22 protein-coding genes are annotated in these 22,185 nt (G+C 70.6%); 7 read left to right on the forward strand and 15 right to left on the reverse strand.

Translation table 11 applies throughout. From position 1 onward, the window contains the following. Positions 1-43: 43 nt before the first annotated feature. Positions 44-583, reverse strand: coding sequence for an RNA 2'-phosphotransferase (locus tag ACZ573_RS23795; protein ID WP_471307249.1), 540 nt, complete (start codon positions 581-583; stop codon positions 44-46). A 143-nt stretch (positions 584-726) separates the two neighbouring features. Here ACZ573_RS23795 and ACZ573_RS23800 point away from each other — a divergent pair, with 143 nt between their 5' ends. Beyond that, positions 727-1,506, forward strand: coding sequence for an aquaporin (locus tag ACZ573_RS23800; RefSeq protein ID WP_471307250.1), 780 nt, complete (start codon positions 727-729; stop codon positions 1,504-1,506). Between the two features lie 238 nt (positions 1,507-1,744). Here the strand turns inward: ACZ573_RS23800 and ACZ573_RS23805 are convergent, their stop codons facing one another. Genes ACZ573_RS23805 through ACZ573_RS23820 form a run of 4 tightly spaced genes read right to left on the reverse strand, consistent with a single transcriptional unit; the run spans position 1,745 to position 6,243 of the window. After that, complete coding sequence (locus ACZ573_RS23805) at positions 1,745-2,659, reverse strand: MerR family transcriptional regulator (RefSeq protein ID WP_468119529.1); 915 nt, start codon at positions 2,657-2,659, stop codon at positions 1,745-1,747. Between the two features lie 10 nt (positions 2,660-2,669). Further along, positions 2,670-3,590 (reverse strand): metal-dependent hydrolase, encoded by a 921-nt coding sequence (locus ACZ573_RS23810; RefSeq protein WP_471307253.1) that lies wholly within the window; start codon positions 3,588-3,590, stop codon positions 2,670-2,672. Next, a complete protein-coding gene (locus tag ACZ573_RS23815) occupies positions 3,587-5,368 on the reverse strand; it encodes an SDR family oxidoreductase (protein ID WP_471307488.1) in 1,782 nt (593 codons plus the stop codon). Before ACZ573_RS23815 ends, ACZ573_RS23810 begins: the two co-directional genes overlap by 4 nt. 5 nt (positions 5,369-5,373) lie before the next feature. After that, entirely contained in the window at positions 5,374-6,243 is an 870-nt protein-coding gene (locus tag ACZ573_RS23820; RefSeq protein ID WP_471307254.1) for a M24 family metallopeptidase, read from the reverse strand. A gap of 217 nt (positions 6,244-6,460) precedes the next feature. Here ACZ573_RS23820 and ACZ573_RS23825 point away from each other — a divergent pair, with 217 nt between their 5' ends. The 5 genes from ACZ573_RS23825 (at position 6,461) to ACZ573_RS23845 (ending at position 10,688) form a co-directional block, all read left to right on the forward strand. Continuing rightward, a complete protein-coding gene (locus ACZ573_RS23825; protein ID WP_471307257.1) occupies positions 6,461-7,450 on the forward strand; it encodes an ABC transporter ATP-binding protein in 990 nt (329 codons plus the stop codon). After that, positions 7,440-8,327 (forward strand): ABC transporter permease, encoded by an 888-nt coding sequence (locus tag ACZ573_RS23830; RefSeq protein ID WP_471307259.1) that lies wholly within the window; start codon positions 7,440-7,442, stop codon positions 8,325-8,327. The genes ACZ573_RS23825 and ACZ573_RS23830 overlap by 11 nt, the downstream gene beginning before the upstream one ends. Beyond that, a complete protein-coding gene (locus ACZ573_RS23835) occupies positions 8,324-9,235 on the forward strand; it encodes an ABC transporter ATP-binding protein (protein ID WP_471307261.1) in 912 nt (303 codons plus the stop codon). Before ACZ573_RS23830 ends, ACZ573_RS23835 begins: the two co-directional genes overlap by 4 nt. Positions 9,236-9,250: 15 nt before the next feature. Then, on the forward strand, positions 9,251-9,970 hold the full coding sequence (locus ACZ573_RS23840) for an ABC transporter permease (protein ID WP_301369137.1): 720 nt from the start codon (positions 9,251-9,253) through the stop codon (positions 9,968-9,970). Positions 9,971-10,052: 82 nt separating this feature from the next. Next, a complete protein-coding gene (locus ACZ573_RS23845; RefSeq protein WP_471307263.1) occupies positions 10,053-10,688 on the forward strand; it encodes a rhomboid-like protein in 636 nt (211 codons plus the stop codon). Between the two features lie 51 nt (positions 10,689-10,739). Here ACZ573_RS23845 and ACZ573_RS23850 read toward each other — a convergent pair whose 3' ends face one another. Both ACZ573_RS23850 and ACZ573_RS23855 read right to left on the reverse strand, forming a co-directional pair. Continuing rightward, positions 10,740-11,396, reverse strand: a complete 657-nt coding sequence (locus ACZ573_RS23850; protein ID WP_471307265.1) for a response regulator — start codon at positions 11,394-11,396, stop codon at positions 10,740-10,742. 10 nt (positions 11,397-11,406) lie between these two features. Then, positions 11,407-12,402: a sensor histidine kinase gene (locus tag ACZ573_RS23855; RefSeq protein WP_471307267.1), complete on the reverse strand. Its 996-nt coding sequence runs from the start codon at positions 12,400-12,402 to the stop codon at positions 11,407-11,409. 164 nt (positions 12,403-12,566) lie between these two features. Here ACZ573_RS23855 and ACZ573_RS23860 point away from each other — a divergent pair, with 164 nt between their 5' ends. Continuing rightward, positions 12,567-13,109 carry a hypothetical protein gene (locus ACZ573_RS23860; RefSeq protein WP_471307268.1) on the forward strand — a complete coding sequence of 181 codons (543 nt, stop codon included), beginning with the start codon at positions 12,567-12,569 and terminating at the stop codon, positions 13,107-13,109. Positions 13,110-13,247: 138 nt separating this feature from the next. Here the strand turns inward: ACZ573_RS23860 and ACZ573_RS23865 are convergent, their stop codons facing one another. The 8 genes from ACZ573_RS23865 to ACZ573_RS23900 form a co-directional block, all read right to left on the reverse strand. After that, positions 13,248-14,060, reverse strand: a complete 813-nt coding sequence (locus ACZ573_RS23865; RefSeq protein ID WP_471307270.1) for an HAD family hydrolase — start codon at positions 14,058-14,060, stop codon at positions 13,248-13,250. Next, positions 14,057-15,334, reverse strand: a complete 1,278-nt coding sequence (gene serS, locus ACZ573_RS23870) for a serine--tRNA ligase (protein WP_471307272.1) — start codon at positions 15,332-15,334, stop codon at positions 14,057-14,059. The genes ACZ573_RS23865 and serS overlap by 4 nt, the downstream gene beginning before the upstream one ends. Positions 15,335-15,860: 526 nt before the next feature. Continuing rightward, positions 15,861-16,796, reverse strand: coding sequence for a prephenate dehydratase (gene pheA / locus ACZ573_RS23875; RefSeq protein ID WP_030713748.1), 936 nt, complete (start codon positions 16,794-16,796; stop codon positions 15,861-15,863). Positions 16,797-16,838: 42 nt separating this feature from the next. Then, positions 16,839-18,197: an iron uptake transporter deferrochelatase/peroxidase subunit gene (gene efeB, locus ACZ573_RS23880; protein ID WP_471307275.1), complete on the reverse strand. Its 1,359-nt coding sequence runs from the start codon at positions 18,195-18,197 to the stop codon at positions 16,839-16,841. Beyond that, the gene (locus ACZ573_RS23885) at positions 18,122-20,194 is read right to left on the reverse strand and encodes a copper resistance CopC/CopD family protein (RefSeq protein ID WP_471307277.1); all 2,073 of its coding nucleotides are present in this window, start codon (positions 20,192-20,194) and stop codon (positions 18,122-18,124) included. Before ACZ573_RS23885 ends, efeB begins: the two co-directional genes overlap by 76 nt. Positions 20,195-20,216: 22 nt before the next feature. Beyond that, positions 20,217-20,678 carry a copper chaperone PCu(A)C gene (locus ACZ573_RS23890; protein ID WP_471307279.1) on the reverse strand — a complete coding sequence of 154 codons (462 nt, stop codon included), beginning with the start codon at positions 20,676-20,678 and terminating at the stop codon, positions 20,217-20,219. Further along, on the reverse strand, positions 20,675-21,331 hold the full coding sequence (locus ACZ573_RS23895) for an SCO family protein (protein WP_471307281.1): 657 nt from the start codon (positions 21,329-21,331) through the stop codon (positions 20,675-20,677). The genes ACZ573_RS23890 and ACZ573_RS23895 overlap by 4 nt, the downstream gene beginning before the upstream one ends. Before the next feature lie 69 nt (positions 21,332-21,400). Beyond that, the gene (locus ACZ573_RS23900; protein ID WP_471307283.1) at positions 21,401-22,126 is read right to left on the reverse strand and encodes a YcnI family copper-binding membrane protein; all 726 of its coding nucleotides are present in this window, start codon (positions 22,124-22,126) and stop codon (positions 21,401-21,403) included. Positions 22,127-22,185 lie beyond the last annotated feature (59 nt).

Below are 22,185 nucleotides of genomic sequence, written 5' to 3' on the forward strand. Positions count from 1 at the left end.
ATTCCGGAGCCCTGGATGCCCGGCCCTGACGGCCGGCGCGGAACTACTGGAAGCGCAGGAACTGCGGCGGTACGGCGTCCACCAGCCACACCCCGTTGGCGCTGATCCGGAAGACGTGTCCGGCGGCTCGCATCGCCCCGGCGTCCACGCTGAGCACGACGGGCCGGCCGCGGCGCGCGCCGACCCGGGTGGCGGTCTCCCGGTCGGGGGACAGGTGCACATGGTGGCGGGCCATCGGGCGCAGGCCCTCGGCGCGGATCGGCTCCACGGCGGCGGCGACGGTGCCGTGGTAGAGGTACGCGGGCGGTTCGGCCTCCGGCAGATCCAGATCCACGGCGACGGTGTGCCCCTGGCTGGCCCGGATCCGGGTGCCCTCCACGGCGAACCGCTGCTTGTCGTTGGCGGCGACGACGTGGTCGAGCTCGGCCCGGCTGAAGTGGAAGCCGTGCGCGGCGGCCGCGCGCAGCAGGTCGTCGATCTCCACCCAGCCGTGGGGATCGAGCACCAGTCCGATCCGTTCCGGCTGGTGTCGCAGGTGTTTCGAGACGTACTTCGACACCTTCACGGTGCGTCTTTCATCCATGGCTCCAGCGTGCCCGGTCAGGCGGCCTCGCGGCACGGATTTTCCGGTGGCGGCCCGTGGTGACAGGTGGTGGACACCCTCTATCGCTCTTCCAAGATGCGGAATATATTTTCCGCTGTCACTTCTGTTCAGAGGGAGAAACCATGACAGCCCAACCCTCACTGTCACGCCGCGCCGCTGCTGAGCTGGTCGGTACCGCCGGCCTGCTCGTGGTCGTGATCGGCTCCGGCCTCAAGGCCGCCGAGCTCAGCCGCGACACCGGTGTCGCCCTCATCGCCAACTCGTTCGCCTCGGCCATCGGCCTCGGGCTGATCATCATGATCTTCGGACCGCTCTCCGGCGCCCACCTCAACCCGGTGGTCACCCTCACCTCCTGGTGGTCCCGCCGGACCGGCGGCGAGGGACTGGGCGGCCGCGAGGCGCTCGTCTACGCCGTGGCCCAGAGCTCCGGAGCCATCGGCGGCGCCCTCATCGCGGAAGTCATGTTCGGCCGGACCCCGGGCACCTTCGCCACCCAGGTGCGCGACGGCGGTCACCTGCTCATCGGTGAGGTGGTCGCCACCGCCGGTCTCGTCCTCCTGATCCAGGGCCTCGGCCGGATCGGGCGCTCCAGGCTCCTCCCGGCGGCGGTCGCCGCGTACATCGCGGCCGCGATCTGGTTCACCTCCTCCGGTTCCTTCGCCAATCCGGCGGGCACCCTCGGGCGCAGCTTCAGTGACTCCTTCACCGGCATAGCCCCCGAGTCGCTGCCCGGATTCGTCGGCGCCCAGCTGGTCGGCGGGATCCTCGGCCTGGCCCTGGCCGCCCTCCTCTACGGGACCGGGACCCGGACCAGGTCCCGGCCCCGGTTCGGACGGGGTGCGAAGCCGGAGCCGGTGGACGGAGCGAGCCCCGCCAAGGCGGCGTACGAGACCGTCGGGTGAGACGGCGGCTCAGTTGCCCACAGGAAAAGGGGACTTGTCCACAGCCGTTTGGGCGGGTTTTGACGGCAAACGCGTGATCCGCCCTGTGGAACCTGTGGACCGGACCGGACCGTACGGGACCGACCTGACCGACCTGACCGACCTGACCGACCTGACCGACCTGACCGACCGGGCCGACCTGACCGACCGGGCCGACCGGGCGTGACCGGGCCCTCCGCCGTGACCGCCCGCCCGGGCGTCACCGCTCGCCGCGGCGCGCCAGATCGTTCATCGTCCGGGCCTGGAGCTCCCGCTCCGTCGCGGCCCGGACGAACTCCGCCACATGGTCGGCACCGACCAGATCCTGCACCGCCCGTACCGTTCCGGCCGGCAGCGCCACCGGCGAGGGCCCCGTCGGCCCGGGTGCGCCCGCCGACCCCAGGTGCCGCTGGAGGTGCCGGGTCGCGAAGAGCCGCATCGCCCGCGCCAGCTCCGCGTCCACGGTCTGCTGGGCCAGCGGCCGCAGCCGCCGCACCATCGTCGCCGCCTCCGCCGCGTCCGCGTCCGTGGGCGGCACCTGCCCGAGGTAGCGCGCGAAGACGTGCTCGGTGGTGAACTCCAGGAACCGCGAGGCGATGTGCTCCACCTGTCCCCGCAGTTCCCGCAGGTGTCCGGTGATCGCCGGCAGCGGCACCCCGGCCGCGTACAGCTCGGCGGCCACGGCCAGCTCCTGCGGGGAGGGCACCAGGAACTGGTCCGGGCGCCCCGGGATCCGCTCCAGCACTCCGAGCTCGCACGCCTCGTCCACGGCGTCGTCGTCCGGGCGGCCGCCGAACCGCTCGTTCAACTCGTCCCGGCTGATCCGGGCCGCCTCCTCGTCGGTCCACGGCCCGTGCACTTCGGCGACCAGCCCGAGTACGCCGCCCAGACCGCGCCCCGCGTCCCAGGCTTCCAGCAGTTCCTTGATGGAGGCCAGGGTGTAGCCGCGATCCAGCAGGTCGGCGATCTGGCGCAGCCGCGCCAGATGCGTGTCCCGGTAGACATTGGAACGGCCCCGCCGCTCCGGTTTCGGCAGCAGGCCACGGTCCTGGTACGCCCGGATCGTGCGCACCGTCGCCCCGCTGTGATGTGCCAGATCCTCGATCCGGTACTCGGCTACCGCCTGATCGGACAATCCCGGCTCCCTACGACATCGCGGCTCGGCCGACCGCGCCCGCCGCGGCCCGGGCGGCAGGTGAAGCCGCAAGGTACTCGACCGCCCTGCGCAGCGAGCCCTCCTGCGAGGGATGGTACGACCGCCGGAAGTAGCGGGGTATGGCCATGGCGAGCTCTCTCCACGGAGGCAGCAGGCCCTTGGCCACCGCGCGGTTGTGCGCACCGAGCGAGTAGCGCAGCCGGCCGCCCAGCTCCGGGTCGTTGCGTATGAGGTACGAGGCCCCCCACACCCACAGCCACGCCAGCACGGGCGCGACCACGACCATCCCCTCGACGCGGCGCGCGTAGCGGGGCAGACCGGATCCCCCGCAGTGCTGGTACATGTCGAAGGCGACGGAGCGGTGCTCCACCTCCTCCGCCCCGTGCCAGCGCAGCAGGTCCAGCATGATCTCGTCCGCCCCGGCCCGGTCCAGCCCGTCGGCCCGCAGCACCCAGTCCCCGAGGACCGCCGTGAACTGCTCGATCGCGGCGACCACGGCCAGCCGGAAGCGCAGCCACTCCCGCGCTGTGACCGGCACCCCGAACGGCGGGGTCTCCCCGAGCAGTTTCTCGAAGAGGAAGTCCACGTGCCGCGTGTACGCCTCCGTCGGCAGCCGCTGCTCGGCGAGGTGGTCCAGAACGTACGAGTGCTGCACGCTGTGCGTGGCCTCCTGGCCCATGAACCCCTTGACGTCACTGCGCAGCTCGGGGTCGGTGACCAGGGGCAGGCCCTCCTTGAGGACCCTGACGAACCACCGCTCCCCGGCGGGCAGCAGCAGGTGCAGCACGTTGATGACGTGGGTGGCGGTGGGCTCGTCCGGTATCCAGTGCAGGGGGGTGGTCTTCCATTCGAAGGCCACCCGGCGCGGACCGATCGGGTGCCGGCCGATCCGGTCCGCAGCCCCGCTCACAGCTTTGGCTCCAGCCTCGCGATGCGCCGCAGGGCACGCGGGGCGAAACGGGACATCCACAGGGCGCCCTTGGACTCCGGCGTCACGGGCACGACGGCCTCGTTGCGCACCACCGCCCGCAGGATCGCGTCGGCGACCTTCTCCGGCGGGAAGTTGCGCAGCCCGTACAGCCGCGAGGAGCGCTCCTGGCGGCGCTTCTCCTCGGCCTCGTCCACCCCGGCGAAGCGCGAGGTGGCGGTGATGTTGGTGTTGACGATGCCCGGGCAGATCGCGGAGACGCCGATCGACTTCGAGGCCAGTTCCGCGCGCAGGCACTCCGACAACATCAGTACCGCGGCCTTCGAGGTGCTGTAGGCGGGCAGGGTCCTCGACGGCAGGTATGCGGCGGCGGAGGCGGTGTTGACGATGTGGCCGCCCTGGCCGCGCTCGGCCATCTGCTTCCCGAAGATCCGGCAGCCGTGTATGACGCCCCACAGGTTGACGTCCAGGACCTTCTTCCAGTCCTCGGCGGTGGTGTCGAGGAAGGCGCCGGACAGCCCGATCCCGGCGTTGTTGACCAGGACGTCGACGATTCCGTACTCGGCGGCGACCTTCGCCGCGAGCTTCTCCATCGCCTGCTCGTCGCTGACGTCCACGCACTCGGCCCAGGCCTCGGCGGCGCCGACGAGCCGTGCCATGTCGGCCGTGCGCGCCGCGCCTTCCGCATCGCGGTCGACGACGACCACCCGGGCCCCGGCCTCGGCGAAGGCGAAGGCGGTCGCCCGGCCGATGCCGCTGGCCGCGCCGGTCACCAGGACCAGCTGGCCTGCGAAGCGGTCGGCGTACCTGCCCGGAGCCTTCCGTTCCGGTGCCCGCGTCGCCGGCTCTTCCCGGTCGGTGACGAACTCGGTGATCCAGGCGGCCAGCTGGTCGGGCCGGGTCCGGGGCACCCAGTGCTTGGCGGGCAGGGTCCGCCGCAGCAGGTCGGGGGCCCACCGCTCCAGACCGTCGTAGAGCCGCTCGGACAGGAAGGCGTCCCCGGTCGGGGTGATCAACTGCACGGGTGCGTGGGCGTACGCGTCGGCGCGCGGCCGGCGCAGTCGCGGCCGCACGTTGTCGCGGTAGAGCCAGGCTCCGTGCGCCGCGTCCGAAGGCAGTGAGGCCGTCGGATAGGAGCCGGGCGGCACCTTCTCGATGCGCTGGAGCATCGCGGGCCACCGCTTGCCGAGCGGCCCGCGCCAGGCGAGCTCCGGCAGCACGGGGGTGTGCAGCATGTAGACGTACCAGGACTTGGCGCCCTGGCCGAGGAGCTGCGCCGCCGCCCGCGGGGTGGGCCGCGTCATCCGCTTCTTGATCCAGTGCCCGAAGTGGTCGAGGGACGGCCCCGACATCGAGGTGAAGGAGGCGATCCTGCCCTCGGTGCGGGCGACCGTGGCGAACTCCCAGCCCTGTACGGAGCCCCAGTCGTGGCCGACCAGGTGCACGGGCCGGTCCGGGCTGACCGCGTCCGCCACCGCCAGGAAGTCGTCGGTCAGCTTCTCCAGGGTGAAGCCCCCGCGCAGCGGCTGCGGCGCGGTGGAGCGCCCGTGGCCGCGTACGTCGTAGAGCACCACGTGGAAGCGGGTCGCGAGCCGCTCGGCGACCTCGGACCAGACCTCCTTGCTGTCCGGGTAGCCGTGCACCAGCAGCACCGTCGGCCGGCCCGTCTCACCGAGCTCGACGACGCACAGCTCGACCCCACCGGTGCTCACCCGGCGCTCGCGCGCACCCGCCAGACCCACCGCTTCCGCTCCCGCCATGTCGCTCATGCTGCCTTCTCCTCGGCCCAGCGCCGCACGTGCGGCAGATCGTCATCCAGCCAGAACGCGCTCTCCTCGGGGTCCCCGGAGTCGGTGACGACCAGGATCTCCTCGAACTTCGCGCCGGTACCCCGGAATCCGAGGTGTGGTTCCACCGCCCACAGGCCGGGCTGCGGCGGATGGTCGGAGAAGTGGTACGGGCTCCACAGCGGGGACCAGCCCTCACGGTGGCCGTGCAGGACATCACTGGCCAGTCCCTTGAGGGACTGGGTGCCGAAGCCGAATGCGGTCGGTGACCAGCGCCGCTCCTTGACCCGGTCGATCTTGTGTGCGATCACGCCGAAGGGATAGGCGCGGTGCCGGTTGGCGTACCCCTGCCGGGTCATCAGCCGTTCGACGTTCTCGTAGATCTCGCGCAGGGAGCGGCGCTCGCGCACCTGTTCCAGGATCAGCACGCGGTGCGCCTGGAGATCGGACATGAGCCGGTCCTGCACCGGGTTGAGCCCGAGGCTGCCCGAATAGCCGATGTCCGCCGAGTACCCCTTGTAGACCGGCGCCATGTCGAGGATGAACGGCATCCCCGGCTCCAGCTTCCGATTGGTCGGGAAGAACTGCAGCGGGATCCTGAAGTCCGCGAAGGCGGTGCGGTCCCCGAACCAGGCGAAGGGCAGGTGGAACCAGTCCCGTACCCCGCGCTCCCGCAGCCACTCGCGCTGCATCCGCGCGGCCTCGCGCTCGGTCACCCCGGGCCGCAGCTGGGCCGCGACGGCCTCGGCGCACTCGTAGGAGAGGCGCTGCACCTCTCTGAAGCCGCTCAGATCGGCGGATGGTCGTCTGGAGGGTCGCGCGGTGCGTTGCTTGGTGTCCCCAGCCATGTCAGCCCGTCCATCCGTGTAGCCGTACGCGCACGTAAGTTGACACTGATGAATGTGACAATGACCGGAGATCACGTCAAGGGTCGTGCACGGACCTGTGGACAAAGTTGTCGGGTCCACATCAGCCTCCAGTACGGGCATGTACGCCTGAAGGCTGAGACGGGATCCAGCTCCAGGTCTGACGTTTCGCGGGAGCGGCGCCACTAACGTCGAACCCGTGACTGTCATCGCGACCGAAAGCCTGAGCAAGCGGTACCCCCGAGTGACCGCCCTCGACCGGCTCTCCCTGGACATCGGGCCTGGTGTGACCGGCCTCGTTGGTGCCAATGGAGCCGGCAAGTCCACGCTGATCAAGATCCTGCTGGGACTGTCCCCCGCCACCGAGGGCAGCGCCGCCGTGCTCGGCCTCGACGTCCACACGCATGGCAGCGCCATCCGTGAACGCGTCGGCTACATGCCCGAGCACGACTGCCTGCCACCCGACGTCTCGGCCACCGAGTTCGTCGTCCACATGGCGCGCATGTCCGGGCTGCCGCCGACCGCGGCCCGCGAGCGCACCGCCGACACCCTGCGCCACGTCGGACTGTACGAGGAGCGCTACCGCCCCATCGGCGGCTACTCCACCGGCATGAAGCAGCGCGTCAAGCTCGCCCAGGCCCTCGTCCACGACCCCCAGCTGGTCCTCCTCGACGAGCCGACCAACGGCCTGGACCCGGTCGGCCGCGACGAGATGCTCGGCCTGATCCGCCGGATCTACACCGACTTCGGCATCTCCGTCCTGGTCACCTCCCACCTCCTCGGCGAGCTGGAGCGGACCTGCGACCACGTGGTCGTCGTCGACGGCGGCAAGCTGCTGCGCTCCAGTTCCACCAGCGACTTCACCCAGATCACCACGACCCTCGCGGTAGAGGTCACCGACTCCGACACCCACCCGGACGGCACCGCCGCCCTGCGCAAGGCGCTCACCGAGGTAGGCGTCACCCTGCACGTCGGAGAGGAGCAGGGCCTGCCCGGAGCCGGCCACATCCTCCTCGTCGAGGCCACCGGCGAGCAGACGTACGACACCGTCCGCGACACCGTCGCCGACCTGGGCATCGGCCTGGTCCGCATGGAGCAGCGCCGTCACCACATCGCGGAGGTCTTCCGCGACAACGACCAGCCCTCTTCCACCGTCCAGCAGAAGGGAGCCGGTTCCGATGGCGCCTGACACCTCGACCCAGATCCACAACATCGGCTACCGGTCCTACGACGGACCCCGGCTCGGCCGCGCCTACGCCCGCAAGTCGCTGTTCTCGCAGTCCTTGCGCGGCGCCTTCGGACTCGGCCGCTCCGCCAAGTCCAAGGTCCTCCCGATGATCCTCTTCGCGGTGATGTGCGTACCCGCGCTGATCATCGTCGCGGTCGCCATCGCGGTACCCGGCTCCACCGACCTGCCGATCAAGTACACGACGTACGCCCTGACCACGCAGGTGATCATCGGCCTCTTCCTCGCGTCTCAGGCGCCGCAGTCGGTCTCGCGGGACCTGCGCTTCAAGACGGTGCCGCTCTACTTCTCGCGGCCCATCGAGCGCGTCGACTACGTCGTGGCCAAGTACGCCGCCATGGCCTCGGCCCTGTTCATCCTCACCGCGACCCCGCTGCTGATCATGTGGATCGGCTCGCTCCTGGCGAAGTTCGACTTCGGCCACCAGACAGAAGGATTCGGGCAGGGACTCGTGTCGGTTCTGCTGCTGTCGCTGCTCTTCGCGGGCCTCGGCCTGGTCATGGCGGCGCTCACCCCGCGCCGCGGGTTCGGCGTCGCCGCGATCATCGCGGTCCTCCTGATCCCGTTCGGCGCGGTGACCGCGGTCCAGGGGATCGCCTACAGCACCGGGAACACGGGAGCCATCGAGTGGATGGGCCTGTTCTCCCCGATCACCCTCATCGACGGCGTGCAGACCGCGTTCCTGAACGCTACCTCCGCCTTCCCCGGCGGCGAGGGCCCCTCGGCCGGCACCGGCGTCGTCTACCTGCTCGTCGCCCTCGGCCTCATCGTCGGCTCCTACGCCGCCCTGATGGCCCGCTACCGGAAGGCCGGGCTGTGACCACCATCGACATCGACCACACCTCCCGCTGGTTCGGGAACGTCGTCGCCGTCAACGACGTGACCATGAGCATCGGCCCCGGCGTCACCGGGCTGCTCGGTCCCAACGGCGCCGGAAAGTCCACCCTCATCAACATGATGGGCGGCTTCCTCGCTCCCTCCACGGGCACCGTCACCCTCGACGGCGCACCGATCTGGCAGAACGAGCAGGTCTACAAGCAGATCGGCGTCGTGCCCGAGCGCGAGGCCATGTACGACTTCCTCACGGGCCGGGAGTTCGTCGTCGCCAACGCCGAACTCCACGGCCTCGACGACGCGGCCGCCCGGCGGGCGCTCGCCACCGTCGAGATGGAGTACGCCCAGGACCGCAAGATCTCCACGTACTCCAAGGGCATGCGCCAGCGCGTGAAGATGGCCTCGGCCCTCGTCCACGACCCGTCCGTACTGCTCCTCGACGAGCCGTTCAACGGCATGGACCCGCGCCAGCGCATGCAGCTCATGGACCTGCTGCGGCGCATGGGCGACGAAGGACGCACCGTCCTGTTCTCCTCCCACATCCTGGAGGAGGTCGAGCAGCTCGCCTCGCACATCGAGGTGGTCGTGGCCGGCCGGCACGCCGCCTCCGGCGACTTCCGCAAGATCCGCCGCCTGATGACGGACCGCCCGCACCGCTACCTCATCCGCTCCTCCGACGACCGGGCCCTCGCCGCGGCCCTGATCGCCGACCCCTCCACCGCGGGCATCGAGGTCGACCTCAAGGAAGGCGCGCTGCGCATCCAGGCCGTCGACTTCGGCCGCTTCACCGAGCTGCTGCCCCGCGTGGCCCGGGCACACGGCATCCGGCTGCTGACGGTCTCGCCCTCCGACGAGTCCCTCGAGTCGGTCTTCTCCTACCTCGTCGCGGCCTGAAAGGAGCTGGCACTCATGTACGAACCCACCGTCGCCCGGCTCACCTACCGGGCCCTGCTCGGCCGGCGCCGCGCGCTGATCCTCTTCGCGCTGCCCGCCCTGCTGATCGTCATCGCCCTCGTCGTCCGCGCCTTCGTCGGCGTGGACGACAAGGTGGCGGCCGACCTCCTCGGCGGCTTCGCCCTCGCCACCATGGTTCCGCTGATCGGTGTCATCGCCGGCACCGGAGCCATCGGACCCGAGATCGACGACGGCTCCATCGTCTACCTGCTCGCCAAGCCGGTGAAGCGTCCGACGATCATCATGACCAAGCTGACCGTGGCGATCGCCGTCACGATGGTCTTCTCGGCGATCCCCACCCTGATCGCCGGATTCATCCTCAACGGCAACGGCCAGCAGATCGCCGTCGCGTACACGATCGCCGCCCTCGTGGCCTCGATCGCCTACAGCGCGCTGTTCCTGCTGCTCGGCACCGTCAGCCGGCACGCCGTCGTCTTCGGCCTGGTCTACGCCCTGATCTGGGAGTCGCTCTTCGGCAGCCTGGTCTCCGGAGCCAAGACCCTCAGCGTCCAGCAGTGGGCCCTGTCCGTCGCCGAGAAGGTCGCCGGGAACGGGTACGTCGACGCCACCGTCGGCCTTCCCACCGCCGTGATCCTGCTCTGCGCGGTCACCGTCGGCGCCACCGTCTACGCGGGCCAGAAGCTTCGCCGCCTCACCCTGGCGGGCGAGGAGTAAGTCCGCCGCACCACACGCGAACCTGTGCCCCGCCCGGCCCACCGGCCGGGCGGGGCACAGGTTCGCGCGGCATCATCGGTGCATGGTCGCGCACACCGAGCCGGAGCCGTCCAGGCCACTGCGGTCCTGGATACGCTCCTCGCCCGGAACGCACATGTGGCTGCTGATCATCGCGGTCACCAGCATCATCGTCGCGATCGCCCCCGACCAGGTCGACAAGGTCCTGCTCCACCGCAACAGCAGCAACATCAACCAGCTCGTCAAATACCCCGTCCGGGCACTCGTCAGCAGTGCCTTCTGGATCGCGAACCCGGCCTCTCTCGCCCTCTACGCCGTGCTCTTCGAGCTGTTCCACGCCCCCGTCGAACGCTGGCTCGGCACCCTGCGCTGGCTCCTGATCGTCGCGACCGCCCACGTCGTCGCCACCTTGATCAGCCAGAAGATCCTCCTGACGGCCATCCAGGACCACCGGGCCCCGCACAGCATGACCCACGTCGTCGACATCGGCGTCAGCTACGGGCTCGCGGCGTCCGTCGGTGTCCTCACCTACCGGCTCCCCGGTCCCTGGAGATGGTTCTACCTGGCCGGAGCGGTCGCCTTCTTCGGGATGCCCCTGGTCACCGGCGGCACCTTCACGGACCTCGGCCACGCCATCGCACTCTCCGTCGGCCTGCTCGCCTGGCCGCTCACCCGCAACGTCGTTTCACGTGAAACATGAACAGCGTCGTTTCACGTGAAACATGACGAGGATCCAGGGTGTGCCACAGCACTAGCCGGCCTCAGTCTCCGGCTCCGCTGGGGCGACACCGTGCTCCCAGGCCCAGGCGGCGATTCCCACCCGGTTGCGGGCCCCCAGCTTGGCCTGGACGTTCGCGATGTGGGTCTTGGCCGTCCCCGCGCTGATGAACAATTCCGCGCCGATCTCGGCGTTGGTGAGCCCCCGCGCCACCAGGCGCACGATCTCCACCTCCCGCGCCGTCAGCGGATGTGCCACCGGACGGGCGACCTGCCCCGCCTGCGTCAGCCGACTCAGCAGCCGCACCGTGATCTGAGGACTGATCAGCGTGTCCCCCGCCATCGCCGCCCGCACCCCCTCGATGAGCAGCGCAGGCCCGGACCGCTTCAGCAGAAAGCCGCAGGCGCCGTTGCGCAGCGCGGTGTGCACGTACTCGTCCAGGTCGAAGGTGGTCACCACCACCACCCGCGTCTGCGGCGCCAGCAGTCGGGTCACCTCCAGCCCGTCGAGCCGCGGCATCCGGATGTCCGCCAGCACCACATCGGGCCGCAGCTCCCGGGCCAGCGCCACCGCGCTCTCCCCGTCCGCAGCCTCCCCCACCACGGTCATGTCCGGCTGTGAATCGAGGATCAGCCGGAAACCGCTGCGAATGTCCTCTTGGTCGTCGGCTATCAGGATGCGTGTGGTCACGCCGCCATGATCACCCGAGGGTGCGCTCCTGCGCCGGGAAGACGGCACAAACCCGCCATCCGCCGTCGGCGCTCGCGCCGGCCTGCAGCGTCCCGCCCGCCGCCTCCACCCTGCCGCGCAGACCGGCCAGCCCGGTTCCGCCCCGCCGCCGCAGCCCCAGCCCCCTCAGGCCGCCCGCGCCACGGGGCGGCGCGGAGTTGGCCACGCTCAGCTCGACCCCTCCTGCGGTCCGGTGCAGGCGTACCCGCACGACCGCCGCCCCGGGCGCGTGCCGGCGTACGTTCGTCAAGGCCTCCACGGCCACCCGGTAGGCCGTGGTGTCCGCCTCCCGTGACAACTCCCTCACCACCGCCGGATCGGCCTGCAGTACCCCGCCCTCGAACCGCTCCACCAGCTCCGGCAGTTCCGCGGTCCCGGGGACCGAGGCGGACCGCGCACCGGCCGCCTCCCGCAGCGCGTGCACCGTGCGGTCCATCGAGGCGAGAGCCCCGAGCCCCGCCGCCTCGATCCGCTCCAGCGCGCGGACCGCTTGCTCGGGGTCCTTGTCCGCCACGAACCTGGCCGCCTGGGCCTGCACCACGATGGCGCTCACGTCGTGCGCCACGAAGTCGTGCAGATCCCGGGCCAGTTCCAGCTGCTGGTCACGCCGGCCGTCACGGACGGCCTGGCGCATCCGGCTCGCCTGACGGCGCAGATATCCCCCGGCCGCCAGGGCCCCGAGCGCGGGCACCGCCCAGAACGCCGCCGCCCCGCAGGCCTCCAGCCACGAAGCCGTCCCCCACATCAGCGGTACCGGCCACACCGCGACGGCCGTCACCCCCAGCGAGGCCGCGACGGCCCCCGAACGCACCGGGGACCAGCGGGCCACCAGGGCCAGCAGCGGCAGCAGCAGACCCACCCAGATCAGCAACCACGCCGGGGGCGCACCCAGGAACACCGCGAGGAGACCGACGACGCCGGCAAGGGCCAGTAACGGGGCATACGCGGCACGGAGGTTGACGGTCATGACCCGACCTTACGAGCGCACCCCGGAGACCTGCCATCTGCCGATCGGCAGAGCAGCGCCGACGTCATGGGACCCGCCGGCCTGCTGATCGGCGGATGGTTCCGAAGGCCTCGTCCGACCAGGCTCGAGTCACCAACCAGTAGCCCCTGAAAAGGACTTGGCAGATGACCTCCAACACCGCCGCTCGCGCCTCGCAGACCGTACCCGGAGTCTCCCCGCGGCTCCGCCGGCTCGCCAGGCTCACCTCGCTGACCGTGCTTCCCAGCTGCGTGTGGCGGCTCGCGATCGCGGTCGGCATTCCCATGGGCTGGGGCCCGGGCAGCGATCTGCACCACTCGTACTACCCGGGGCCCGCGTCCCTGGTCCTCATCTTCGTCTGCGTCCTGCAGGAGTGCCTGGGCCTGCTGAGCCTCGGTCTGGTCCAGCGCTGGGGCGAGGAGGTGCCCGGCTGGATCCCCGTGCTGGGCGGACGCCGGATCCACCCCCTGGTGGCGGTGGTTCCCGCGACGCTGGGCGTGATCGCGCTCACCGGCATCACGGTCCTGGGCGCCTGGACCTGGAGCGAGACCAACGCCGCGAATCCCGATGCCCCCACCGGCCTCGCCCTGCGGATCTTCGACCTGTCCTACGCGCCGCTGCTGCTCTGGGGCCCGCTGCTGGGCATCCTCACCGTCGCCTACTGGCGCCGCCGCCGGTTCCACGGCTGATGCGCGGAAATTCGCTGGTAAGGGACCTGCGCCGGGTGCAGAGTGAGTCGTGCGGGGAGCAACAAAAGGTCCGGGACAGCCACTTCGAGCGCGCCTCGCGGCGCGGGCTGTCCCGGACCTTCTCCTACGTCGTGCGCTCTACCCGGCGCCCAGCAGACGCTCCAGCACCACCGCGATGCCGTCCTCCTCGTTGGAGGTCGTCACCTCGTCGGCCACGGCCTTGAGCTCGGCATGGGCATTGGCCATCGCCACCCCGTGCGCGGCCCAGCCGAACATCGGGATGTCGTTGGGCATGTCACCGAAGGCGATCGTCTGCGCCGCCTTCACCCCCAGCCGGCGCGCGGCCAGCGACAGGCCCGTGGCCTTGGTCAGCCCCAGCGGCAGGATCTCGACTATGCCGGGACCCGCCATGACGATGTCGACCAGGCTGCCCACGGTCTCCCGGGCCACCTTGACGAGGGCGTCGTCGTCCAGCTCGGGGTGCTGGATGTAGAGCTTGTTCAGCGGAGCCGTCCAGAGCGCCTTGGTGTCGTCCAGGTAGATGGCCGGAAGGCCCTCCTGCACCTGGTACCCGGGCCCGAACAGGACCTCGCCGTCCACCCCGTCCCGGCTGGCCGCGAGGGCCAGCGGACCGATCTCGGCCTCCAGCTTCGACAGCGCCAGACCGGCCAGCTGCCGGTCCAGAGTCACCGACGTCAGCAGCCGGTGCGCACCCGCGTCGTAGACCTGTGCGCCCTGCCCGCAGACGGCGATCCCCTTGTAGCCGAGATCGTCCAGTACGTGCCGGGTCCAGGGCACGGCCCGACCGGTGACGATGATGTGCGCCGCGCCCGCCGCGGTGGCCGCGACGAGCGCTTCACGGGTGCGTTCCGAGACGGTGTCGTCGCCACGCAGCAGCGTGCCGTCGAGATCGGTCGCGACGAGCTTGTACGGGAACGGGGCCGGGCTCACTTGGTGATCGGCTCCAGGACCTCGCGGCCGCCGAGGTAGGGACGGAGCACCGGGGGCACGCGTACCGAACCATCGGCCTGCTGGTGGTTCTCGAGGATGGCGACGATCGTGCGCGGTACGGCGCACAGGGTGCCGTTCAGCGTGGACAGCGGCTGGGTCTTCTTGCCGTCGCGGTAGCGGATCGACAGGCGGCGGGCCTGGAAGCTGTCGCAGTTCGAGGCGGAGGTCAGCTCGCGGTACTTGCCCTGGGTGGGAATCCACGCCTCGCAGTCGAACTTGCGCGAGGCGGAGGCGCCCAGGTCACCGGTGGCGACGTCGATCACCTGGAACGGCAGCTCCAGGCTGGTCAGCCACTGCTTCTCCCATTCCAGGAGCCGCTGGTGCTCGGCCTCGGCCTCCTCCGGCGCGACGTACGAGAACATCTCGACCTTGTCGAACTGGTGGACGCGGAAGATGCCGCGGGTGTCCTTGCCGTACGTACCGGCCTCGCGGCGGAAGCACGGGGAGAAGCCGGCGTACCGCAGCGGCAGCTTCTCGGCGTCGATGATCTCGTCCATGTGGTACGCGGCGAGGGGGACCTCGGAGGTGCCGACCAGGTAGAAGTCGTCCTTCTCCAGGTGGTACACGTTCTCGGCGGCCTGGCCGAGGAAGCCGGTGCCCTCCATGGCGCGGGGGCGGACCAGCGCCGGGGTCAGCATCGGGATGAAGCCGGCCTCGGTGGCCTGGGCGATGGCCGCGTTGACCAGCGCCAGCTCCAGCAGGGCGCCCACACCGGTCAGGTAGTAGAAGCGCGAGCCGGAGACCTTGGCTCCGCGCTCGACGTCGATGGCGCCCAGCAGCTCGCCGAGCTCCAGGTGGTCCTTGGGTTCGAAGCCCTCGGTGGCGAAGTCCCGGATGGTGCCGTGCGTCTCCAGGACCGTGAAGTCCTCTTCACCGCCGACCGGCACGTCCTCGTGGACGATGTTGCCGAGCTGGAGGAGAAGCTGCTTGGCGGCTTCGTCGGCCTCGTTCTGCTCGGCCTCGGCGGACTTGACGTCCTGCTTGAGCTGTTCGGCCTTCTTCAGCAGCTCGGCCCGCTCCTCGGGAGAGGCCTTGGGGATGAGCTTGCCGAGGGTCTTCTGCTCATTGCGCAGTTCGTCGAAGCGCATGCCGGAGGACCTGCGGCGCTCGTCGGCGGAGAGCAGCGCGTCGACGAGTTCGACGTCCTCTCCACGGGCGCGCTGCGAGGCGCGGACACGGTCAGGGTCTTCACGGAGCAGCCGGAGGTCAATCACCCCTCCAGGCTACCGGGCTGGGCTTCCTGGGATCACACCGATATCACGCTGCGTGTCGCTATGTCCTAATTGCAACGAATGGATAAGTCTTGACGGCTGACCGGAAGTGACCCTTCTGGGAGCGTCAATAAAAGCGGTCCCATTCCCTGAAAAGGGACAGAATGCCGGCGGTCGGGCGGGCCCTGAGCTGGCCTGGAGGGGCTTCTTGTCCACAGGAATTGCTGGGACCCGGATCTTATCCACAGGCTGTGTGCCGTCTCTGTGGACACAGGAATAGATCATTCCTGATCGGTGGATGGCCGGGACGAATCAGGGCTCAAACCACCCTCACACACTCATTCGGGTGGGAATGACTCGCCCCAAAGAGTTGATCGGCGATACGGGGGTGACACCGTTCACCTCCCGCTCCCCAGAGCGAAACCTGAGCCACCCGGGCGATTTGTCGACCTTGTCGCGCCGTTCTGTCGACTTGTCCCCAGGTCCCCATCTCCGCCTGTGGATAACTCTGTGGACAGTGGACGGCGGCCTACGCCCGCCCGTCGAGGCAACGCCCCAGCCAGTCGGAGGCGGCCGTGAAGTCACCGTCGGAGGTTCCGGGCCGAGGAGCCCGGACATCACTCTGAGCGACGCCGGCCCGCGGATAGGACCCGAGGAAGCGGACCTGGGGACAGGTCCGCTTGAGGCCCATGAGCGCCTCGCTGACCCGCCGGTCGGAGATGTGGCCCTCGGCGTCGACGGCGAAGCAGTAGTTGCCGATGCCCTGCCCGGTCGGACGGGACTGGATCAGCATCAGGTTCACCCCGCGGACCGCGAACTCCTGAAGGAGCTCCAGCAGCGCACCGGGGTGGTCGTCGCCGAGCCACAGCACGACGGAAGTCTTGTCCGCACCGGTCGGTGCGGCCGGCCGGGCCGGGCGTCCCACCAGTACGAACCGGGTCTCGGCGTTCTCCGCGTCGTGGATCTCGGTCACCAGCGGCACGAGCCCGTAGGTGGCGGCGGCGAACTCGCCCGCGAAGGCGGCGTCGAAGCGGCCCTCCTGGACCAGCCGGGCGCCGTCGGCGTTCGAGGCGGCCGACTCCCACACCGCGTCGGGCAGGTTCGCCCGCAGCCAGTTGCGCACCTGCGGCTGGGCGACCGGGTGTCCGGTGACGGTCTTGACGTCCGACAGGGCGGTCCCGGGCCGCACGAGCAGCGCGAAGGTGATGGGCAGCAGCACCTCGCGGTAGATCATCAGCGGTTCGCCCGAGGCCAGCTCGTCGAGGGTGGCGGTGACCCCGCCCTCCACCGAGTTCTCGATCGGGACGAGGGCGGCGGCCGCCTCACCGTTGCGCACGGCGTCCAGGGCGGCCGGGACCGACACCATCGGGACGAGTTCCCGGGTCGCGGCTTCCGGCAGGGTGCGCAGGGCGGCCTCGGTGAAGGTGCCCTCGGGACCGAGATACGTGAAGCGGGTGGCTGACATGCGATCAGCCTAATGCCGGGCCGCCGCCCGCCGGGTTGCTGTTCATCCTTCGAGCAGCCGCTGCCCCACGTACTCGCCGCTGCGGGGGCCGGGCGGAACCGCGTACAGCCCGCTGGACTCGTGCCGGATGAACACCGACAGCGCGTCGCCGCGGTCGAGCTTGCGCTGTACGGGTACGAATCCGCGCAGCGGATCGGCCTGCCAGCAGACGAAGAGGAGCCCCGCGTCGGGAGCGCCGTCTGGGCCGATCCCGTCGTGGAAGGAGAAGGGCCGCCGCAGCATGGCGGCCCCGCCGTTCTGCTCGGGGGCGGAGATCCGTGCGTGGGCGTTGGACGGGATGACGGGCTTCCCGTCGGCGCCGAGCTTGTCGAGCGCCATCTCGGTGGTCTCGCTGCCGCCGGTCAGGGGGGCGCCGGTGGCCTTCGTGCGGCCGATGACCTGCTCCTGCTGGGTGAGGGACTGCTTGTCCCAGTCGTCGAGGAGCATGCGGATGCGCCGGACGACGGCGTACGAGCCTCCGGCCATCCAGGCGTGCTCGGCCGGGCCGGGGCCCGCGCCCGGAACGAAGATCCGCTTGTCGAAGTCGGGCTCCGAGGGCTTCGGGTTGCCGGTGCCGTCGACCTGGCCCATCAGGTTGCGGGCGGTCATGGGGGTGCGGGTGGCGCCGGGAGACCGGTTGAAGCCGTTCATCTGCCAGCGGACTCGGGCGGCCTCTCCGGCGTCCTTCTGCAGGGCACGCAGGGCATGGAAGGCGACGAGGCCGTCGTCGGCGCCGATCTGGACCCACAGGTCGCCGTTGCTGCGCTGGGCGTCCAGCCGGTCCGAGGAGAAGTCCGGCAGCGGGTCGAGGGCGGCGGGACGGCGGGCGGTGAGGCCGGTGCGCTCGAAGAAGGAGTGGCCGAAGCCGAAGGTGACGGTGAGGGAGGACGGACCGGCGTCCAGGGCGATCCCGCTGTCGGAGGCCGAGGCCGGCTCGCCCGCCATCAGCCGCCGGGCGGTGTCGGACCAGCGCCGCAGCAGCGCGGCAGCCTCCGTACGGCCCGCCCCGGCGGTGAGGTCGAAGGCGACCAGGTGTCCCTTGGCCTGCAGCGGGGTGGTGATTCCGGCCTGGTGGTCTCCGTGGAAGGCCACCTGGGTGGCGCCCAGGGAGGCCGGACTGCCGGCCGCACCGGGGGCGGAGCCGCTCCCGGAGTCCTCCAGCGCGGAGTGCGCCAGGGCGCCGCCGGTCGCTCCGAGGGCGATTCCGACAGCGCCTGCGGCGCCGACGGTACCCAGCAGCCTGCGCCGGGAGATCTCGATGTCGGGGTTGCTCTCGGTCACGCTGGTCAGCCGATCTTCACGGTCTTCTGGACGGTGGTCTGGTCGATGTCGGAGGTACGGACGGTCACGTCGATACGCCATTCACCGGTGAGCGGCAGCTGGACACCGGACGCGGTCCAGTGTCCGGGGGCCGCCTGCTCGGGGACGAGCGGCAGGGGGCCGATGTCCTTGGCGGGAAGGGTGAAGGCGACCTTGATCTCGGGAAGGTCCAAGGGGGTGCCGTCGGCGGAGTCGGACCAGAGGTGCAGGGTGTTCGCGCCGACCCGTCCGGGGTCGAGTTCGAGCCGGACGGAGCCCTTGCCGTTCGGACCGCCGGTGTCGAAGGGCAGGCTGATCTTGACGGCCCGGTCGGGGACGGCGGTGGCGGTGGAGCCGCGGCCCGTCTCCCGCTCCACGGTCCGCCCGGGCTCGGTGCTGGTGAGCACGGTGGTGACGGCGAGCAGGATCACGGCGATGGCGGCCTCGGCGAGGACGGAGCGGCGCAGGCCGGCGCGGTCCGGGTCCGCGTCCCGCACCCGCTTCTCCAGCGCGCTCTCGCGTGCGGCTCGCTGCCGGGCGAGCTGGGCGGCGCGCTCCGGGTCCGCGGGCACGGGCACGGGCTCTGTTTCACGTGAAACACCGGAGCCTTCCGAGCCCGCGCCGGGGGCCGTTTCACGTGAAACATCGTCCGAGGTCCGCCCGGCGGCGACGACGGCGGGCGTGCCGTCGGCGGCGTCCGCCGGGGCATCGGCGAGCCGCGACGTCCACTTGCGGGACACGAAGGCGATGCCGAGGAGGACGGCGACCAGGCCTATCTTCAGGAGCAGCAGCTGCCCGTAGTCGGTGCCGGTGAGGGCGGACCAGCTGCCGAGCTGGCGCCAGGACTGGTAGACGCCGGTGACGGCGAGCACCAGGACGCTGACGAAGGCGACCCGGGAGAAGCGGCGGACGGCCGCGCGCTCGATCCCGGGGACCTTGTGGAGGGCGACGAGCAGCGCGGCGAGACCACCGAGCCATGTGGCGACGGCCATCAGGTGCAGGATGTCGGCCGGCATGGCGATACCGGGCTGGATTCCGGTGGAGGCGTGCTCCGAAAGGGCCCAGGTGGCGGCGATACCGCCGGACACGACGGCGCCGCCGATGGCCAGCCCGAAGGTGAGATCGCTGGTGTCGTCCGGCTTCTCGGCGTCCTCGGGCTCATCTGACCCGTCGGCCCGGCCGGACCCGTCGCTCTCCCCCTCGGCCCGGTCGGCCTCATCGGGTCCGAGGGCCGCCACTCGGCGGGCGTACACGCCGAAGAGGACCGCGACGAAGAGGGCGGCCGCGCCCAGCAGGAGCAGCCTGGAGACGAGCGAGGCCCCGGTCTTGGTCTGCAGGACGGCCCGGAGCCCGTCGAGATCGAAGACGTCGGAGAAGTTGCCGGACCCCGTGTACGGGGTCCGCAGCACCAGCATGGCGAGGGTGGCGGCGGTCAGGGTGACCCAGGCGCGCACGACGAGCTTCTGGAGCGGCCGTTCGGCGGCGCCCCTGCGCCAGCACAACAGGATGAAGGCGGCGCCGCCCACGAGGACGGTGAACCCGGCGTAGGCGGCGTAGCGGGCGATCCCGTACGCGATCCCGACGGGCCCGCCGCCCGCCCGCGCGGTGGGCAGGGTGACATCGGTGGCCGAGGGCGCGCCGATGGAGAAGGTGAAGGCGCCGGAGATCGGGTGGCTGTCGGCCGAGACGGCCTGCCAGGCGACGGTGTAGGTGCCGTCCGGCAGCCCGGTGTGCAGCGCGGTGCCGTAGCGGACGGTGTTCCCGCTGCACATGTCACGGAGTTCACCGGTGTCCACGCGTTTGCCCTGGGGGTCGAGCACGCGGATGGAGTCGTCGCCCATGGCGACCTGCTCCGAGAAGGAGAGCGTGACCTGGGCGGGCGCCGTGGCGACCACCGCCCCGTCCTTGGGGTCGCTCGCGGTGAGTGCGGCGTGCGCCGTGGCCGGTGAGGCCGCGGTGAACAGGGTTGCCAGCAGAGCTGCGAGGACCAGCGCGAGCCGCGGCAGGACTGCCGTGGCAAGGGCGCGGGCCGTGGATGGGGCGGGGGCGGTGGCCGTCATGGCGTGTCAGCTCCTCGGTCCGTCAGTGGGCGTTGCCGGACGGGTTGTACGTCCGGTCCTTCACGTCCAGCTCGACCTTGACCGGAGAGGCCTTCTCGAAGCGGAGCTCGACGGTGACCTTGTCGCCGACCTTGGGAGTGCTCTTGAGCCCCATGAACATGATGTGGTTGCCGCCGCGCTCCAGCCGGAGCTCGCCGTTCGCCGGCACGTCCATCGACTGGACCTGCTGCATCTTCTGGTCCTTGGTCTCGTGGATCTGGAGATCGTCGGAGAGCGAGGAGGTGACGCCGGTGAGCTTGTCGGCGGTCTCGGAGCCGTTCTTGATGACCATGAACGCGCCGGCCATCTTGTCGTTCACGGGCTGGGGCATGAAGGCGCCGCTGACGGCCATCTTCGGCTCGGCCTCGCCGGAGCAGCCGGATATGGCGAGTACTGCCGTCAGGGAGAGGGCGGAGGCGAGAGTGCGGGTGGTGCGGGCGTTCACGGGTTCTCCCCCTTGATGATCTTCGGCAGGTCCTTGGTGTAGTCGTCGACGGTGGTGCTCTCGCCGTAGAGGACGTACCCCTCGTCGGTCTTGGGCGAGAACGCGATGACCTGGGCGCCGTGCATGGAGACGGGCTTGCCGTCGGGCCCCGTCGTGGCGGCCTCGATGCCGATGCCGAGCGTGCGGGCGGCGGCCTGGATGGCCGCGAAGTTCCCGGTGAGTCCGATGAAGGACGGGTCCTGCGACTTGAGCCACGCGCCGAGGGACTCGGGAGTGTCCCTCTCGGGGTCGGTGGTGACGAACACGACCCGGAGGTTGTCCTGGTCGGCCTTGGGGAGTGCCTTCTTGGCGACGGCGATGTTGCTCATCGTCAGCGGGCACACATCAGGGCAGTTGGTGTAGCCGAAGTAGATGAGGGTCGGCTTGCCCTTGGTCTGCTCACGCAGGTTCCAGGGGTTGCCGGTGGTGTCCGTGAGGACGAGCTCCGGCTTGGTGAAGGGGCGGTCCAGGAGGGTCGCGGCCTTGGTGATGCTCTGACCGCCGGAGATCTGGGTGACTCCGCCGGTGGTCTTGGCGGGCTCACCGCCGCAGGCGGTGAGGGTGAGTGCGGCCGCCGCGAGCAGCGCGGCGACCGTCACACGTGTGGTGCGCATGAAGAAATGTCCCTGGGATCGGGGATGCTACGGACGTTTCGGAACGGCGGCGCCCATGGGCGCGGCAGGTCAGGCGGAGCGGCGGCGCGAGGCGATGCCGAAGGCGACACCGCCGAGTCCGACGACGATGCCGGCGATGCCGAGGGCGCGCGCGGTGGTGTCGGAGCCGTGATCGGCGGCGGCCTTGTCGTGGCCGTGCTCGGCGTCCTTGTCGGCGTTCTTCGGCTCGTCGGCCTTCGCACCGCTGTCGTGGTGGTCGTCGCCCTTGGGGGCGGTCAGCTTCAGGACGGGCGCGGGGTTCTGCGGCTCCGCGGCGCCTTCCTTGGCCTCCTCGATCCAGCGGACGACCTCGCCGTTGTCGTACGTCTGGATGGACTTGAAGACCATCTGGTCGGCGCTCTCGGGCAGCTTGCCCACGGAGAGCGGGAACTGCTGGAACTTCCCGGGCTCGATCTTGCCGCCGGACCAGGTCACCTTGGTGACGGCCTCGTTGATCTGCTTGCCGTGCACGGTGAGCGGCTTGTCGAGCTTGCTCTTCTCGACCGTCACGGTCCAGCCGGGTACGTCCTGCGGCATCACGGAGCTGAGCGGCTGGTCGACCGGGAAGTTGACCTCCAGCTGGGTGGTCGACGCGTTGTCCCGCTCGTTGGGGACCTTGAAGTTGATCGTCGCGTAGCCGCCCTTGGCCGCCTCGCCCGCGGGCTGCACGCCGACGTGCGCGAAGGCGGGGCCAGAGAGGACGAGGACGGAACCGGCGGCGATGGCGGCGGCGATGGAGACGCGAGAGGTCTTCATGGCAGGAACACTCCACGGAAGCAGTGGTGGCGGTGGCTCCGCGCACGGGCGCGCGCGGA

Source organism: Streptomyces sp. NPDC040545 (assembly GCF_055595065.1).

What these genes read in the sequence shown, in the direction of transcription:
- ACZ573_RS23795 (WP_471307249.1), bottom strand. Translation starts at nt 583, where the DNA reads ATGGATGAAAGACGCACCGTGAAGGTGTCGAAGTACGTCTCGAAACAC.
- ACZ573_RS23800 (WP_471307250.1), top strand. Translation starts at nt 727, where the DNA reads ATGACAGCCCAACCCTCACTGTCACGCCGCGCCGCTGCTGAGCTGGTC.
- ACZ573_RS23815 (WP_471307488.1), bottom strand. Translation starts at nt 5,368, where the DNA reads ATGGCGGGAGCGGAAGCGGTGGGTCTGGCGGGTGCGCGCGAGCGCCGG.
- ACZ573_RS23820 (WP_471307254.1), bottom strand. Translation starts at nt 6,243, where the DNA reads ATGGCTGGGGACACCAAGCAACGCACCGCGCGACCCTCCAGACGACCA.
- ACZ573_RS23830 (WP_471307259.1), top strand. Translation starts at nt 7,440, where the DNA reads ATGGCGCCTGACACCTCGACCCAGATCCACAACATCGGCTACCGGTCC.
- ACZ573_RS23840 (WP_301369137.1), top strand. Translation starts at nt 9,251, where the DNA reads ATGTACGAACCCACCGTCGCCCGGCTCACCTACCGGGCCCTGCTCGGC.
- ACZ573_RS23845 (WP_471307263.1), top strand. Translation starts at nt 10,053, where the DNA reads ATGGTCGCGCACACCGAGCCGGAGCCGTCCAGGCCACTGCGGTCCTGG.
- ACZ573_RS23855 (WP_471307267.1), bottom strand. Translation starts at nt 12,402, where the DNA reads ATGACCGTCAACCTCCGTGCCGCGTATGCCCCGTTACTGGCCCTTGCC.
- ACZ573_RS23860 (WP_471307268.1), top strand. Translation starts at nt 12,567, where the DNA reads ATGACCTCCAACACCGCCGCTCGCGCCTCGCAGACCGTACCCGGAGTC.
- pheA (WP_030713748.1), bottom strand. Translation starts at nt 16,796, where the DNA reads ATGTCAGCCACCCGCTTCACGTATCTCGGTCCCGAGGGCACCTTCACC.
- efeB (WP_471307275.1), bottom strand. Translation starts at nt 18,197, where the DNA reads ATGGCGTATCGACGTGACCGTCCGTACCTCCGACATCGACCAGACCAC.
- ACZ573_RS23885 (WP_471307277.1), bottom strand. Translation starts at nt 20,194, where the DNA reads ATGACGGCCACCGCCCCCGCCCCATCCACGGCCCGCGCCCTTGCCACG.
- ACZ573_RS23895 (WP_471307281.1), bottom strand. Translation starts at nt 21,331, where the DNA reads ATGCGCACCACACGTGTGACGGTCGCCGCGCTGCTCGCGGCGGCCGCA.
- ACZ573_RS23900 (WP_471307283.1), bottom strand. Translation starts at nt 22,126, where the DNA reads ATGAAGACCTCTCGCGTCTCCATCGCCGCCGCCATCGCCGCCGGTTCC.